Source organism: Emticicia sp. MM (genome assembly GCF_001649495.1).
In genome coordinates this window covers 50,200-67,534 of record NZ_LXHX01000114.1, presented here as the reverse complement: position 1 = coordinate 67,534, position 17,335 = coordinate 50,200, and the positions used below count along the sequence as shown (strand labels likewise).

General features: G+C 37.0%; 13 protein-coding genes. 10 read left to right on the top strand and 3 right to left on the bottom strand.

Translation table 11 applies throughout. The features are described from left to right. Positions 1–3 precede the first annotated feature (3 nt). The 8 genes from A6M55_RS15845 to sufD all read left to right on the top strand — a co-directional run bounded on the left by A6M55_RS15845 (position 4) and on the right by sufD (position 10,467). Positions 4–2,037 (top strand): ATP-binding protein, encoded by a 2,034-nt coding sequence (locus tag A6M55_RS15845; protein ID WP_064198502.1) that lies wholly within the window; start codon positions 4–6, stop codon positions 2,035–2,037. A 13-nt stretch (positions 2,038–2,050) separates the two neighbouring features. Beyond that, positions 2,051–4,165 (top strand): sensor histidine kinase, encoded by a 2,115-nt coding sequence (locus A6M55_RS17360; RefSeq protein ID WP_064198501.1) that lies wholly within the window; start codon positions 2,051–2,053, stop codon positions 4,163–4,165. 11 nt (positions 4,166–4,176) lie between these two features. After that, entirely contained in the window at positions 4,177–6,213 is a 2,037-nt protein-coding gene (locus A6M55_RS15835; protein ID WP_064198500.1) for an ATP-binding protein, read from the top strand. A 37-nt stretch (positions 6,214–6,250) separates the two neighbouring features. Then, on the top strand, positions 6,251–6,625 hold the full coding sequence (locus A6M55_RS15830) for a response regulator (RefSeq protein WP_064198499.1): 375 nt from the start codon (positions 6,251–6,253) through the stop codon (positions 6,623–6,625). Beyond that, entirely contained in the window at positions 6,622–7,668 is a 1,047-nt protein-coding gene (locus A6M55_RS15825) for an adenylate/guanylate cyclase domain-containing protein (protein WP_064198498.1), read from the top strand. Before A6M55_RS15830 ends, A6M55_RS15825 begins: the two co-directional genes overlap by 4 nt. 183 nt (positions 7,669–7,851) lie before the next feature. After that, positions 7,852–8,616, top strand: a complete 765-nt coding sequence (gene sufC, locus A6M55_RS15820) for a Fe-S cluster assembly ATPase SufC (protein WP_064198497.1) — start codon at positions 7,852–7,854, stop codon at positions 8,614–8,616. A gap of 87 nt (positions 8,617–8,703) precedes the next feature. Then, complete coding sequence (locus tag A6M55_RS15815) at positions 8,704–9,084, top strand: RidA family protein (protein WP_064198523.1); 381 nt, start codon at positions 8,704–8,706, stop codon at positions 9,082–9,084. Positions 9,085–9,135: 51 nt separating this feature from the next. Then, positions 9,136–10,467, top strand: coding sequence for a Fe-S cluster assembly protein SufD (gene sufD, locus A6M55_RS15810; RefSeq protein ID WP_064198496.1), 1,332 nt, complete (start codon positions 9,136–9,138; stop codon positions 10,465–10,467). A 77-nt stretch (positions 10,468–10,544) separates the two neighbouring features. Here the strand turns inward: sufD and A6M55_RS15805 are convergent, their stop codons facing one another. The 3 genes from A6M55_RS15805 to A6M55_RS15795 form a co-directional block, all read right to left on the bottom strand. Then, positions 10,545–12,431 carry a CocE/NonD family hydrolase gene (locus A6M55_RS15805; protein ID WP_064198495.1) on the bottom strand — a complete coding sequence of 629 codons (1,887 nt, stop codon included), beginning with the start codon at positions 12,429–12,431 and terminating at the stop codon, positions 10,545–10,547. Positions 12,432–12,543: 112 nt separating this feature from the next. After that, complete coding sequence (locus tag A6M55_RS15800; protein ID WP_064198494.1) at positions 12,544–13,830, bottom strand: dicarboxylate/amino acid:cation symporter; 1,287 nt, start codon at positions 13,828–13,830, stop codon at positions 12,544–12,546. Between the two features lie 138 nt (positions 13,831–13,968). Further along, the gene (locus A6M55_RS15795) at positions 13,969–14,415 is read right to left on the bottom strand and encodes a hypothetical protein (RefSeq protein ID WP_064198493.1); all 447 of its coding nucleotides are present in this window, start codon (positions 14,413–14,415) and stop codon (positions 13,969–13,971) included. A gap of 182 nt (positions 14,416–14,597) precedes the next feature. On the opposite strand from A6M55_RS15795, the gene A6M55_RS17355 reads away from it, so the two are divergent. Together A6M55_RS17355 and A6M55_RS15790 are read left to right on the top strand one after the other, a co-directional pair. Next, a complete protein-coding gene (locus A6M55_RS17355; RefSeq protein ID WP_156511091.1) occupies positions 14,598–14,771 on the top strand; it encodes a hypothetical protein in 174 nt (57 codons plus the stop codon). A gap of 217 nt (positions 14,772–14,988) precedes the next feature. Next, on the top strand, positions 14,989–17,316 hold the full coding sequence (locus tag A6M55_RS15790) for a 3-coathanger stack domain-containing protein (protein ID WP_064198492.1): 2,328 nt from the start codon (positions 14,989–14,991) through the stop codon (positions 17,314–17,316). Positions 17,317–17,335: the final 19 nt, after the last annotated feature.

The window sequence follows — 17,335 nt, the reverse complement described above, 5'->3', positions numbered from 1 at the left end:
TTTATGAAAAAGTACATTTGTTTGTTTTTATTCACTTTTACTGCAAATGTGCTTTTAGCTCAATCATTTAATGCTGTTTCGATTGATAGCTTAAAAAATGAACTTTCGAAAGCCAAAGATGATACCATAAAAGTACTGATCTTAGATAAACTTACTACTTTGTTTGCTTCAAGTAATCCAACTCAAGCACTGCGTTATGGGCGAGAAGCGTGGGCTTTGGCAAGTAAAATCAAGTATGATAAGGGTAAAGTTTTAAGTGCGTTGTCATCAGGCCAAATCATGCTCAATACTTCTGATTATGCCGAGGCGCTCAATAAACTTTTAGAAGCTCGCTATATCTGTGAAAAGGGCAAAATGTCAAAAGAACTGGGCAACATTAATCTGAAATTGGCTTTACTTTATACCAATCGTAAGCAGTTTAAAAGTGCTTTAGAGTATTTATCAAAAGCCAGCCGAATTAAAGATTCATTGCAGATTTCTGACCTTGAATATTCGCTCAATCAAACCTCGGGATATGTTTATAAAGATATGGGAAAGTATCAAGAAGCACTTGGGTTTTTCAAAAATGCGTATCAAAATTTACTGAAAAAGAAAGCTGCACACCAATTATCTACAACCACTTATTACATCGGAACTACCTTTGCTGCTCTTAGTCAGCGAGACTCTGCTTTGGTGTATTTTCGTAGAAGTCTATCTTTTCAATCAAAATTTCATGAAGGTCGAGTTTACTATGGTTTAGCAAGTATTTTTAAGGATTCAAATAAACAGGATTCTGCAATTTTTTATGCAAAAAAAGCACTTACTCGCTCAAATGAAAATCAATTTTTGCCAGTTACAGTTTTGTCAGCACAATTACTTTCTGAGTTGTATGAAAAGAAAAATAACTTGAAAGAAGCGTTATATTATAATAAAATCGCAACAGCCGAAAAAGACAGTTTATTTAATCAAGAGCAAGTTCGACAAATAGAACGCCTTGCTTACGATGCAAAAGAGCGTGAATTAATGACGCAACGCCGAATAGAAGTACACCAAGCAGACCTCGAAGATAAAATCAAAATTTATGGTCTTTCGACTTTACTATTTGTTGTGTTGTTGGTGCTTTTCTTTCTTTATCGAAATAATCAAATCAAGCACAAGGCTAATCAAATATTGCACAATCAGAAAGAAGAAATAGATACGCAACGAGCCAAAGCAGAAAAAGCCTTGCAAGATCTGAAAGCCACCCAAGCACAATTAATACAATCAGAAAAATTGGCTTCATTGGGCGAGCTTACGGCAGGAATTGCCCACGAAATTCAGAATCCATTAAATTTTGTCAATAATTTCTCCGAATTAAGCATCGATCTCGCCCAAGAATTGAAGGAAGAAATAGAAAAGGTGAACATTCCAGAAAAAGACAAAGAATATATTGATGAAATCATTGGAGATTTGACCCAAAATCAACAAAAAATCAATCAACACGGTAAAAGGGCAAGTAGCATTGTAAAAGGAATGTTGCAGCATTCACGCACAAGTTCTGGCGAAAAAGAATTGACAGATATAAATGCTTTAACAGATGAATATCTTCGATTGAGTTATCATGGTTTACGAGCAAAAGACAAAAATTTTAATGCAGATTTCAGAACCGATTTTGATAAAAATCTACCCAAAATAGCAGTAATTTCACAGGAAATTGGCCGTGTTTTGCTGAATTTATTCAATAATGCGTTTTATGCGGTAAACCAACGAAACTTCAACACCGTCGAGACGTTGTATGCAACGTCTCGACAAGGGCAATATAAACCAAAGGTTATTGTTTCTACCCAAAAGTTGGATAATTTTATAGAAATTCGGGTAATCGACAACGGAACAGGAATGTCGGAAGCAATAAAAGCCAAAATCTTTCAACCATTCTTTACGACCAAACCCACAGGCGAAGGCACAGGTTTGGGGCTTTCGTTGAGTTATGATATTATTACGAAAGGACATAGCGGCACGCTTGAAGTAGAAAGCACAGAAGGTGAAGGTACTGAGTTTATTATAAAATTACCGATTTGAAATAAATCACCTTATGAGAGCTATTTTGTTTTATATACTTTTTTTGTGTACCGCTTTTCAGGCCTTTTCTGAAAAAGATATACAGGTTGTGTCAAAAGAAAAATTTGATAATGAGGGTGTATTTTCGATTGTTAAGTCTGATAAATGGCTTTTTAAAAGTGGATACAATAAAGCTTGGAGTGATACTTCAATGAAAGTATCGGACTGGCAACCTTTGAGTCCCAGTGAAATTTCTTCAAAAATGGCGGATAAAAATGGAAGGGTAGAAGGCTGGTTTCGACTTAAGTTTATGTTAGATTCTACGATGGTAGGTGTTCCTCTTTGGTTGAATAAACAAACATGGGCTGCCGCCGAAATTTATTTAGATGGACGGCTCATACAAATTTGCGGTAATACTGGCATTAACGGACAACCCTTTACAGAGCAAGTTAGACAGGCTTACCGACCTTCTTTAGCTATTCAACTGATTCCTAACCAAACACATCAACTTTCCATTCATATAGTAGATTATCCTAATAAGTGGCAACCCTATCTTATTTTTCTCAAGTATGATAATTTATTGCGATTTGTAGATTCAAACTATATTAAAAGGTTAGCAGATATTGGTAAAAAAGAACTGAATTTTAAGACTTTTTGGCTTTCAGTAGATGGCATTTTGGCTTTATTGTTATTGTTGCTTTCATTTGTAGAGTTTAATGAGGAAAGACTTATTAGGTCTTTAATGACAACCGTTATATTTTCAGTTCTTTATGTGTTCACTTGGTTTTTGATTTCATTTGATTGCAGCTATAATCAGCTTCTGTTGTTATCATTAACAGCGGATTTTGCATCTTGGGCTTTGCGAGTTTTCAGCTTGTTAGTTCTCTTTGAAATTATCGGCTCTTATCCTTCTCAACGGATAGTTGCTTTACTGCTTCTTTTAGGAATTGTATTTGCATGGGGTGTTGAGTTCACAAACTATACTTTACAAATAGGGGTTATTACATCTATACTTACGATATTATGTCTTGTTTATGTAATTATCGTTGCTGTAAGAAAGTATATAGGAGTGTTATGGCTCATTATTATCGGTATCAGCATTGGTCATTTAATATTATGCACGGAGCTTGTACTCATTTTATTAAAAATCCCCTACTCTATTTTTTTCTTCTACACCATAATGATTCTTCCAGTTCCGCTAACATTTATTATTTATCTAACTATTCGTATAAAGGGGATGATAAGAGAAATCAAAGAGAATGCTCGGAGACTGATACAAGTAAGCGAAGAAAAACAACAAATTCTTTCTAATCAAAATGAGATGCTTGAGAAGCAAGTCGAGGCACGTACCGCTGAGCTTATAGCCTCGCAAAACCAACTTATCCAAAAAGAAAAACTGGCGAGTTTGGGAGAATTGACGGCAGGCATCGCCCACGAGATTCAAAATCCATTGAATTTTGTCAATAATTTCTCCGAATTAAGCATAGGCATTACCGAAGATTTGAAAGAAGAAATTAATCGACCAGAATTAGATAAAGAATATATTGATGAATTATTGACCGATTTAGGGCAAAATCAAGAAAAAATCAATCATCATGGCAAGCGGGCTTCTTCCATCGTAAAAGGAATGCTCGAACACTCACGAGCCAGTACAGGTGAACGGCAATCGACAGATATAAATGCACTTTGTGATGAATATTTGCGATTAAGTTTTCATGGATTAAGAGCAAAGAACAAGGATTTTAACAGTGAATTTAGGACTGAATTTGATGAAAACTTGCCAAAAATAGAAGTAGTTTCGCAGGATATAGGTCGGGTATTATTAAATTTATTGAATAATGCGTTTTATGCCATAAATCAACGCAATGCCACCAAATTGCAAATGGAATATAAACCAACGGTAATTGTCTCAACAAAAAAGATAGGAAATGACATCGAGATTAAAGTACAAGATAACGGAGGAGGAATATCCGAAAACATTAAAGTAAAAATTTTTCAACCATTTTTCACCACTAAACCCACAGGTGAAGGCACGGGCCTTGGTTTGAGCTTAAGCTATGATATTATCACCAAAGGACATGGCGGTACGATTGAGTGTAAAAGCGTGGAGGGCGAAGGAACAACATTTATCATTAAATTACCGATTTAAAACAACTGAAAATGAAAAGATTATCCTTTATTTTCTTGTTTATTTTTACTTGTACTTTAGGCTTTTGTCAAAGCCGACAGACCATTGTCAATCTTAAAAAACACCTTGCTATCACTAAACCCGATACGAGCCGAATACGTGTGTTGCTCCAATTAGGCGAAGCCTTTGGACTTCCTTCGCCCCTCCGTAATGTGGACAGTGCAATGTACTACATCAATCAGGTACGTGTACTAAGTTCCAAAAACAATTATCGAACTGGGGAGGCAGAGGCATTATTATTGTTGGGTAATATCAATTATGCAAATTCTAATGTTGTAACGGCGATTAGTAATTACCAAAAAAGCCTTAAAATTTACGAAGAACTAAATGATACTCTGGGCATTATCAAAAGTTTGAGAGGCTTCTCAACGATTTATTTTGTGAAAAAAGATTTTCGTAAAGAACTCGACAACTATCTTAAAATAGAACAACTTGCCCGAAAAATCAACAATAAGCAAGAACTAATTAGTACTTTAAATAGGATAGGTGTAACCTACTTCAGGGCAGGGTTTAGACAGTTAGACTCTGCTACTTACTACATAGACCAATCGCTCCAACTTAATCCAGAAAATGATAGAAAAAGAGCCGATGCCTTAGCGGCTAAAGGGTTTATTTATTCTTTTGAAAAATCTTACCCAAAAGCACTGGACTATCTTAGACAAGCGTTGACACTTTACAAAAAATTCAACGATGAAAGAAATATTATGGAAAAAACCTTTGGAATTGGTGATGTTTATTTCAGACTCAATCAGCTTGACTCTGCTCTTCACTATTCTCAATTAGCCTATCAATTAGGTTCTGTAAGGGATGATTCATTACATAGAAAAAAGCTTTTCGGCTTTAGAATCGCTACCATTTATGATAAGCTCAATAACCATCGAAAAGCCGCTACCTACTATAGAATAGCTATCAATGCCATCGAAGCGGCCGAGAAACAAGGAGATATTCAGAGATTACTGGACTTGGAGTATCAGGACAAAGAGCGAAAATGGGAGTTAGAAAAAACCAAATCAGAATATACCAATAATCTCAGGCTTTATGCCTCTCTTGGTGGTTTATTTTTTGTTTCTATGATTAGCTTTTTTCTTTATCGCAACAACCGTCAAAAACAAAAAGCCAATGCCCTACTTCAACACCAACGTGACGAAATCTACCAACAGCGTACCCAACTTCAGGAGTCCTTAGAAACTCTTCGTAGCACTCAAGCACAACTCATCCAAAAGGAAAAACTGGCATCATTGGGCGAACTAACAGCAGGCATTGCTCACGAAATACAAAATCCATTAAATTTTGTAAATAATTTTTCAGAATTAAGTGTAGGTATAGCCCAAGATTTAAAAGAAGAAATAAATCGACCAGCATTAGACAAAGAATATATCGAAGAATTATTGACCGATTTAGGTCAAAATCAAGAGAAAATCAACCATCATGGCAAGCGAGCAAGTAGTATAGTGAAAGGAATGCTCGAACATTCCCGAACCAGAACAGGAGAAAAGGAATTGACTGATATCAATAATTTGTCGGATGAATATTTACGTCTGAGTTATCATGGTATGAAGGCAAAGGATAAAGATTTTCAATCAAATTTTAGAACAGAATTTGACGAAGATTTACCTAAAATAGCAGTAATTCCACAGGAAATTGGTCGTGTTCTGTTGAATTTATTCAATAACGCGTTTTATGCGGTAAACCAACGAAACCTTAACACCGTCGAGACGTTGTATGCAACGTCTCAACAAGGGCAATATAAACCAACGGTCATTGTTTTTACCAAAAAGTTGGATAACTTTATAGAAATTCGAGTGAAAGACAACGGAACAGGAATGCCAGAAGCAATAAAAGCCAAAATCTTTCAACCATTCTTTACCACCAAACCCACAGGTGAAGGCACAGGTTTGGGGCTTTCGTTGAGTTATGATATTATTACAAAAGGTCATGGCGGTATGCTCGAAGTCGAAAGCATTGAAGGCGAAGGAACTACATTTATCATTAAATTACCTTATATTTGAAAGCAATTTCAATAGAAATAAAATAGCTCATATTCCCATGAAAATATTAGTCGTTGATGATGAAGAAGATGTCAGAACGCTGTTTCAGCAACGTTTTCGCCGAGAAATCCGTGCGGGAGAATTTGATTTTGCATTCAGTGGTTCGGGCGAGGAAGCTTTGGAATTTCTGAAAGACCAAGATTTAGAAGCAGTGCTGATACTTTCCGACATTAATATGCCAGGCATGAGTGGTATTGAACTTTTACGCCAAATTCGTTCGAAATCGCCTACTTCACCGCCAACAATTATGATGATAACCGCCTACGGCGATGCTCAAAGCCATGACCAAGCATTGGCTTTGGGAGCGAACGATTTCCTGACAAAACCACTCGACTTCATCGAACTCAAACAAAAACTCCAAAGCTCACTATGAACGCCAAAATAATGGTTGTTGATGATGAGGCCGATTTAGAAATCCTCATCAAACAAAAATTCCGCCGACAAATCAGAGAAAAAGTATATGAATTCTCCTTTGCTGCCAACGGTGCAGAAGCCTTGCGTCTTTTGCAGGAGAATCCAGATATTGACATGATATTGAGCGATATTAACATGCCCGAAATGGACGGTTTGACATTGCTTACAAAATTGGCCGAGCAAAATCCCTTGCTAAAATCAGTAATCGTTTCTGCTTATGGCGATATGGATAATATTAGAGTGGCCATGAATCGAGGAGCATTTGATTTTTTGTGTAAACCCATCAATTTTGAAGATTTGGAACTAACTGTCGAGAAAACGCTCAAGCACGTTATTCAAATCAGAGAAACGCTTCAAGCAATCAAAGAAAATAATATTTTGAAAATGTATGTTGATGAAAATGTACTGAAATTTATGGGAAGCCACGAATTTGAATCTTCATTAACTGCCAACGAAACCATCGAAGCCAGCGTTTTATTTGTTGATATTTGCGGTTTTACGGCCATTTCGGAGAAAGAAACGCCCGATATTGTTGTCAATCTCATTAATAAATATTTTGATGCGATGGTCAAAGAAATCATGGAGCAAGGCGGACACATTGATAAATTTATGGGTGATGCAGTAATGGCAGTTTTTAAGGGAGAATATCATCTCGACCGTGCCATTGAAGCGGCATTGGCTGTAAGAACAAGAATAGATTCTATCGAAGAAAGTTTGCCAAGCCATATAAAATATACGCCAAAGGTTTCAATTGGGATCAATACTGGCGAGGTCATTTCGGGAAATATTGGCTCGGCATCACTCCGACGATTGGACTATACCGTTATCGGTGATGTTGTAAATACTGCCCAACGTTTGCAGTCTGCTGCCCAGCCAAGTCAAATATTATTGAGTGAAAAAGCCTACATGATTGTAAAAGAATCTTTTACGTGCCAAGAAGTAGGTGAAATCAATCTCAAAAATAAAGCTTTACCTGTGAAGGTTTACGAAGTAGTTTCTTGAAAACATATAAAAAATCCAAGAAAAAAGGAACAACAATGCTTTATTTAGAGTTATTATAATTAAGAATAGCATCTTGGCTATTTTGATTGTATCTTTGCGAATTGTTTGCGAACTAAAACCTATCTATTTTGTTATTTTATTTCGCACATACCTATTAAGTTTATCATAAGCAATAAAAATAAAATGCTCACTATCAGTAATTTACACGCCAGAATTGAGGAAAAAGAAATATTACGTGGAATCAATTTAGAAATCAAGCCGGGTGAAGTCCATGCTATCATGGGGCCAAACGGCTCAGGTAAAAGTACTTTGGCTTCGGTTTTGGCAGGTCGTGAAGACTACGAGGTGACCGACGGTTCGGTTACATTTAACGGAAAAGATTTACTTGACTTAGCTCCCGAAAAACGTGCTGCTGAAGGTATTTTCTTGGCATTCCAATACCCTGTTGAGATTCCAGGTGTTACAACCATCAATTTCTTGAAAACGGCTCTCAACGAAATTCGTAAATATAATGGTCAAGAACCACTTGATGCCGCTCAATTTTTGAAGCGTATGAGAGAAAAGGCAAAATTGGTAAAAATCGACGATGCTCTCTTGAAACGTTCACTCAATGAAGGCTTTTCGGGTGGAGAGAAAAAACGCAACGAAATTTTTCAAATGGCCATGCTTGAGCCAACTCTCGGACTTTTGGATGAAACCGATTCAGGTCTTGATATTGATGCTCTTCGTATTGTTGCCGAAGGCGTAAACCAATTACGTGATGGACAACGTTCGTTTGTGGTCGTAACTCACTACCAACGTTTACTCGATTATATCGTGCCAGATTTCGTACACGTACTTTATAAAGGCCGTATCGTAAAATCGGGAACAAAAGAATTAGCTCTCGAATTGGAAGAAAAAGGCTACGATTGGATTAAGAATGAAGTTGATGCTCTTGAGGTGGCTTAATATACAATGAATGAATGATAGAATGAGTGAATGATAGAATATTCAAAACTCCGCTATTCACTCATTCTATCATTCAAAATTGGTTTTATGCAGAAAATTCAAGTTAAAGATAGTCCAAAACCTGTGGGGCATTATTCGCAAGCGATTGTGAGTGGTGGGCTTCTTTTTACTTCGGGTATTTTGCCCATAAAAATCAAAACGGCCGAAAAACTTCCAATTGAGTCGAGTATTGAAGAGCAATTAAAGGTTGTTTTTGATAATTTAACGCAAATTTTGCAGGAAGTAAGGTTGAGTTCTGAAAATGTAGTAAAAACAACGGTTTATATTTCAGGCGGAGAAAATTGGGGAATTGTGAACGAACTTTATGCAAAATTTTTCGGAGAACATCGCCCCACACGTTCAATCATTCCAGTGCCTGAATTGCACTTTGGGTATAAAGTAGAATTAGAAGCAATTGCAGAATTGTAGAACAATTTTCCGAAATTGTTCGGAGAAATTGATTATAGAAAATTTTGAATAATGAGTTCGATAGAAAATAAAGACGCATCAAGTCTAAAAGCAGAATTAATCGCTGATTTTCAGTTGTCACAAGCAAAATTGAATGGAAAAGCCGCTTTGCCGATTCATCAACTGCGTGGTGAAGCGATGCAAAATTTCGATAAATTAGGTTTTCCAACTATTCGTCATGAAGAATGGAAATACTCAAATGTGAGCAATTTAGTAAAGCAAACGTTTGATTTTCATACAAAAACCGATTTTAATCAAGCCGACCTTGATAAGATTCCGTTGCCACACCTTACTGGAAACGTTTTGTATTTTATCAACGGTGTGTATAATGCCGAACTTTCGCAAATTGCTACTCCCGAAAATAAGCTAAAAGTTATTCCGTTTTCGGAAGCATTGGCTCAACAACCAGAATTAATCGAAGGTTATTTCGGTAAATATGCCAATTACGAAACGGATGCTTTCACGGCTTTAAACACAGCTCTTGCCAATGATGGAGTTGTCGTTCAAGTAGCTGATAATAAGATAGTTGAAGAGCCAATTATTTTAAGATTTATCTCGGATGTGCGTACTTCAAACGTTGGTTCGCAACCTCGTAACTTGATAATTGTTGGCAAAAATTCACAAGTAAAAATTGCTGAAGCGTATCGCACAGTGGGCGACGGTGCTGCGTTTGTAAATACTGTTACCGAAATCATCGTTGACGAGTCGGCAATGGTTGATTACTACAAAGTGCAAAGTGAAAGCGATAAATCTTACCATATTGGTACTACACAAGTTTACCAAAAAGGACGTAGTTATTTTTATTCAGCAACGGCAACTTTGAATGGTGGATTCGTAAGAAACAACCTCAATGTAGTACTTGATGGCGAGCATATTGAAAGTCATTTATTTGGCTTGTACGTGCCAAATGGCAAGCAACACGTTGATAATCACACAGTTGTTGACCACAGAAAACCAAATTGTGAAAGCCACGAGCTTTACAAAGGTATTTTGATGGACAAATCGACGGGTGTTTTCAATGGCAAGATTTTCGTAAGAGAAGATGCTCAGAAAACAAACGCTTACCAAAATTGTCGTAACGTAGTGACTTCTGATGAGGCAACAATGAACACCAAACCTCAATTAGAAATTTGGGCGGATGATGTAAAATGTTCGCACGGAACAACTACTGGACAGTTGAACGACGAAGCTATTTTCTATATGCAGTCGAGAGGTATTCCGAAAAAAGAAGCGATTCGTTTACAACTTTTAGCTTTCGCACAAGACGTTGTTACACAAATAAAAATTGATTCAATTAGAGAATATATCGAAGAGCTAATTTTGGATAAACTGGAAGGAGCTTGATAGAAAGAATTATATTAAAACGCCTCATAATCAACGGTCCGACGACTCGCCGATTATGAGGCGTTTTTGTTTGATAACTATTTCAATACTTCTACTGAAATTTTGCTATCTGCATAAATGCGATGCGTTGCTTTCTGAAAATCACTTTCTTCTGCTTTGTAGATATTTGGTACATATTTTTGAGGATTAATATCAAACAAAGGAAAGGCCGTTGACTGCACTTGAATCATGATTTTATGTCCTTTTTTGAATGTGTGCAAAACATCTTGTAAACGGAAATTAATGTCAGTCTTCTTATTGGCCACCAAAGGTTCTGGTTTTGAGAACGAGTTGCGGAAACGAGCACGCATAATTTCACTACGTACCATTTGTTGGTAGCCACCCAGCGTAATATGTTTGGGTGTATATGGAGAGTTAGGTTCGTCACCAGGGTAAACATCAATCAATTTAACAAAAAAATCAGCGTCCGTTCCTGTGGTTGAAATTTTAAGGTTTGCCATAATTTCGCCACCGAGTGTAATATCTTCTGTCAAAACTTCAGTTTCGTAAGTCATCACATCAGTTCTGCGGCCTGCAAAACGTTGGTCTTCACTCATATAGTTTCGTGGACTAAAGCCTGTAATTTGCTTTGGATCTTCGGTGTATGGTACTGGCTTTGATGGGTCAGAAATATACTCTCCAAATCCTTTTCCTGTCATTTTATTTGATAATTTACCATTTGGATTTAGGTAAAAATCAATTTTTTGAGCAGTTTTTACTGGAAACTCAGCAAATTCACGCCATTCTTTTTTCCCAGTATCAAATAAATATGCTTCAGGTAAACCAGTTTTTCCATCTCCCGATTCCTTTAAAAAGTGTTTGAAGAATTTCAATTCCATATTTTTCTGAAAATAGGTAGAAACACTGTCACCAAAATAAACATTTGAGTGAAAATGATGTCCACGCTCACGAGCCCAATCTCCATGCCCAAAAGGTCCCATTACGATTGTATTGTAGGCATTTACATTATATTTCTCTAAATTTTTGTAAATATTCAATGGGCCAGGCAAATCTTCGGCATCAAACCAACCGCCAACTACCATGATTGCAGGTAAATTTTTGACATTTTTTAGGTGTGGTAGGATATTTCGTTTTTGCCAAAATTCATCATAATTTGGGTGTTCGACAAGTTCATTCCAAAAGAAATTATCGCCATACACTTTGTTGAAATTCTTTAAAGGCGTCATTGTTTTATACCAATCAAAACCATCGACAGTATTGAGTTTTGGAAATTTATCATCATACCACGAATTGGGCGTTGGTTGAGGGTGCTGTACACCAAAAACTGGGAAAGTCATACCATAACCCAGAGTAAAAGCTCCATTATGGTGAAAATCATCAAAGAAAAAGTCAGAAATTGGTGCTTGTGGTGAAGCTGCTTTCAAGGCTGGATGCCCACATAAAGCTCCTGCAATAGTATAAAACCCAGGGTACGAAATGCCATATTGTCCAACTCGACCATTATTATTTGGAACGTTTTTCACTAACCAATCAATGGTATCATAAGTATCTGACGCTTCATCAACGTCAGTTGGCTTTGTTTTGTTAGGAATATGAGGTGTCATATTGGTGAATACTCCTTCCGACATCCAGCGGCCACGCACATCTTGGTCAACAAAAATGAACTTTTCTCGCATCATATAGCGAGAATAATATAACATTTTAGGGTATTCTTCCTTTCCATATGGAGCAACATCATAGCAAGTCCGTTGCATCACAATCGGGTAAGTATTATTGGGAGAAGCATCTTTTGGCGTATAGATATTGGTAAAAAGTTTTACCCCATCTCGCATTGAGATTTGTACTTGGGTTTTTGTGTAGTTTTCTCTCACAAAAGCAGAATCTTGCTGTGCAATCGTTAGCGTTTGTGCTTTTGCTGTAATTGATAATATGCTTACTACCAGTAAAATAAAAGTTTTTTTCATGAGTTTATTGAAGAGTTGATAGCTGTTTTGTAGAATTTGATTATTTTAAAAATTTGAGCCACTATCTTAGCAAAAATAGTGGCTCAAACTATGTTATCTAAACTGCTGAATTTTATGCAGCTTCATTCAATTCTCCTTCCCACTTAGCCACAACTGCCGTTGCAACGGCATTTCCTGCTACCGAAGTTGCTGAGCGACCCATATCCAATAACCAGTCAACCGCCAAAACTAAGCTAATACCCTCTTGCGGAAGTCCAAACATCGTGAGTGTTCCTGCAATAACAACTAATGACGCACGTGGCACGCCCGCAATACCTTTACTTGTGAGTAGGAGCGTAAGTAACATCGTCACTTGTTGGCCAAGTGTTAGATCGATACCGTAGATTTGGGCAATGAAGCCTGTTGCAAAAGTCATGTACATCATTGAGCCGTCAAGGTTGAACGAATAACCAAGCGGTAAAACAAAACTGATGATTCGCTCTGAAATTCCGAATTTCTTCAATTGCTCAATTTGTAGCGGCATAGAAGCCTCTGAGCTTGCCGTACTGAATGATAAGAAAAGTGCGTCTTTTACGTATTTCAATAATTTCCAATAATCAATTTTCTGGGTGAGACATATTACCCACAAGACAATGAATATGAAAAAGGCAAGCGTTGCGAAGAAACAAACGATTAGATACAAATAACCACCTAAAACGCCTAAACCTTTAGCTGCGATAACGGCAGCAACCGAACCAAATACTGCATAGGGAGCAAATGTCATTACGTAGCCTACAATCTTAAACATTACTTCCGAAATGGCATCGAGTGCTTTGGTTACGCTTTTGCCTTTTTCGCCGATGGCGGCCAATGCTACGCCAAAAAACAATGAAAATACGACAATTTGTAGCACTTCGTTAGTTGAAAGTGCTTCAAAAATACTTTTCGGGAAAACGTGTGTAATAAAGTTTTCGAGCGTCATTTTCTTGGCTTCCACTCCCGTATCTGTGCCAGTACTTGGCAAATCGAGGGTCATTACCTTGCCTGGTTTCATGATATTTACGGCTACCATACCTGCTACCAACGAGAGAATAGTTGCAAAATAAAAATAACCCAATGTTTTAAGACCGATACGACCAACTACTTTGAAATCTCCAAGTTTGGCAATTCCAACAACCAAAATAGAAAGTACCAATGGCCCCAGAATCATCTGAATCATTCGTAAAAAAATCTTTGAAAGCAATTGCAGATACGAACTCCAATCTTTTACGCCTTCATTAGCTTTTACCTGTTCGGGTGTAAGCAATGCGGCATCTTTGATGCCAAATTGCCCTAAATCAAAATGATTGTGGATGAAATAACCGACAATGATACCGAGCGTCATGCCGATGAAGATTTTCCAAGTAATGTTTAATTTCATAGTGGTAAATACATCCTCCACCTAAAGGATGTGCTGTTTAGTTAGTTGATTTACTCCTTGCCCTAAAGGAGTTTTAAGTATTTTCTTTGGTCATATTTTAGTCAACCAACATCAGCTTTTAGGGACTTTTATTCCCCTTTAGGGGTTAGGGGTTTTGAAAATTCGCTGATAAATTGGTTTGCGATAAAGGAATTGAAGATACAAGATAGGATAAAAAATGTAATCTGTCAAAATAGTGGGCGTGCGAAACTCAATTTCGTCAATAATTTTACTTCCTGTACTGCCATCTTTCACAATACGATGCTTGTGTTTCCAGTATTTTAGGAAAAAAGGAAGCTGAACTCCTTCATCAATAAAGTATGATTCTGCTACCGATAAATAAGAATCGGTGATTTTACTCACCCAAACTTGCCGTATAATAAAAAAGTTTAGCTCAAATGTAACTTTTTCACCAACTTTCTGTCCAAAGGATATAAGTTTCACAGGAGGAAATGGTGGAGATAGTTTGAGGAGTAATTTATCGTCAAATTGATTCCATACGTCACTAACCGATTGATCTACAGCGGTTTCGATGTTTATTTTCATTGTTTGTTGCTTATTTGAGCGTGAAATAAAATAGTTTTTAAGAAAGGAAAACTGTCCGAGTGGTAAATACGTAAGTAGAAGTACCGTAAAATACGTACTAAAAATCAGGGGTTTTTACGCTAAAATTATCAAAAATACTTTCAGACCTTTGTTATGTTCAAATAACCCAAAAAAGAAGCGTTATGTTTTTACAAATTTATACAAGTCTTGGTCATTTAATCATGATTTATCCACTACAATTTTTATTAGTAGGGGTTTTGTTTGCTTTGGGAGTTTATGAACTCTATCATTTTTTAGAAATAGGAAAATTTTTGAGCATTGGTCGAAACTTCGGCCAGCGTAAATATATTAAGTAGATTATGTTTCATCATAGTGGTTAGGGTTGTACACAAAGAGCCGTTTCGTTTGAGACGGCTTTTTTGTTTATTGATTTTATGAAGTTAGACTTCGCTTTTTATATATAATCTTAATTTAATTATATAAAATATAAAAAAAGTATATTTTTTACTTGGATGCACGCAACATTTATCCTAAGTTTGGTTTAACGAAAATACTTATAACCAAATAATTAAAATGAAAAGCTTCACACTTTTCCTCTGGATTTATCTCGGAGGCATATCTTCTATTTTTGCACAGCAGGTGCTTCTTCAAGGTTTTTATTGGGATTATCCCAAAGCTGGGCAAGGCTATAATTGGTCAGATACGCTCAAAAATAAAGCTCCCGAACTTTCGGCGGCTGGTTTTACACATATTTGGTTTCCACCATTTGCAGGCAATGGAAATAAGTCGGGAGGCTATGACCCAAAAGATTTATTTATTGGACAGAATTCTACGCAAACTTCGCTCGGAACTAAGCAAGAAATCAAAGATATGGTGGCAACTTTTACGGCAAATAATCTAAAGCCAGTGGGCGATATGGTTTATAATCATCGTGATGGTGGAAAACCCGAAGCTAATAATGCCGTAAAAGAGTATATGTTGTTTTATGCAGGAAGAAATGATGGTTCTTGCCCCAATACTTCTTACAAATCACCATTTCCATCTGACCGAGTACGCATGATAATTCCCGTTGGTGGTTCAACTGGTTTGGGAGTAGGTACATATTATGTGAGTATTGGTTCTCGTTCGGGCGGATATGTTGGTAAGAAAATTATGTTTTTTGCCACTACAACTAAAGCAGGTGGCGGACAGGCTTGGGATTTTGCGAGTGGTTGCAACCCGAAAAATACAGCTATTACAGTTAACTCAGATATTGCTGCATCTGGTGCTGAATATGTAACGAATCTGAAGCAAGGCTATTGGAATACTTTTGATTTTACGAATGATGTTGATGAATTTAAAATTACACTTGATGCCAATAATTATAATTCTGATGGCGATACCTTAGTTATTCAAGCTATAAATCTTTGCGGTGATTATACCGACCACCGAATCTCGAAGATTTGGTACACTACTGGTAGCACAGATATTGCTAATCCTGCAAACTGGAATTCTTCGACCTATAAAGTTCAGTTTCAGACATTTACAGATTTTACGGGTTTGCCAAGTGGACGTGGTGGAAGTAACTGGAAGTCATTCAGACCAAATTGGAACGAAGGTGGAGCAAGTTCAACGGGCGGGGCGACAACTACTTGTATTGGCCCTCAATGGAGTATGCAAAGCATGGATTATTTTTATGACTATGATCATAATCAATCAATGGCTCGTGATACCTTGATTGCTTGGACAAAATGGGCGTATGATGAATTGGAAGTAAGAGGCCTAAGGATGGATGCTATCAAGCATTTTGAAGCAAATTTTGTTGGGAAAATGCTGACCGAAATGTATAATGCCAATAAAATTCCTGATTTGGTAGTAGGTGAGTGGTACGGTCAAGAAAATCCAGCGATACAAAATTGGGTAGCTGATGTAAACGCTTCGATGAGTACGGCTGCTCGAACGGCCATTCAGCCAAAAGTATTTGATTTTGCTTTAAGAGATGCCCTTAAGCAAGCCTGCGATAATGGTGCGGATGCTCGAAATGCTTTTTATAATAGTTTCAGAGATGGACGTGGTATGAGTGGGTTCAACTTGGTGACCTTTGTGAATAACCACGATTTCAGAAGTTCGAATCCGACTTATGGTGATGCTTTGATTTGGCAAAATCCGATTTTGGCGTATGCTTATATTTTGACAAATAATCAATTGGGTGTGCCTACGGTCTTTTATCCAGATTATTATGGTTATCCAGCTCATAATACTACTTATGGTACTGATACCTACGGTTTTGATTATCATCCGACAGGCTTGCAACCTTTGAAAAAAGAAATTGACCAACTCTTACAAATTCAAAAACGATTTATCAATGGTTCGCAAGCTGTTTATTACCTCAATCATTATGGCGGAGCGTTGAACCCTGTCCCTTCTCCAAATTTTTATCAAAAAGGTAAACATTGGCGAAGCTTGATTTACCAACTTGATTCAACAGGAAGTGTGGGCAAGCGTGAAGTAATTGTTGCGATCAACTTTGATGAAGATAGCTTGAAAGTCAATCATTTGATTGCAAACAATGGGCGATATCCAGCAGGAACAAAATTTACCGATATTCTTCAAAAATCTACAACTTTAAGCACTACAATCGATTCTCAAAATCGAATTTTTATTTCGTTACCTCCTAAAAGTTTCACTGTCTATATACAAGGCGAACCTCCATGCTTTGACTATAATTTAAGTAAAAAACTGCCGAATGGGAGTATTTTGAAGTTTGAATCACCTAATACAATTTCAGCCTCTAATTTGCTCGAAAATGGAGCAAATGCCAAATATGATGCAGCCAAGAAAATCTTGTTAAACCCTGGCTTTCAAGTAGAGCAGGGGGCAGTTTTCGAAGCATTTATTGATGGTTGTGGCGGAGATAAATGATCGCCTTATAAAACTTTGC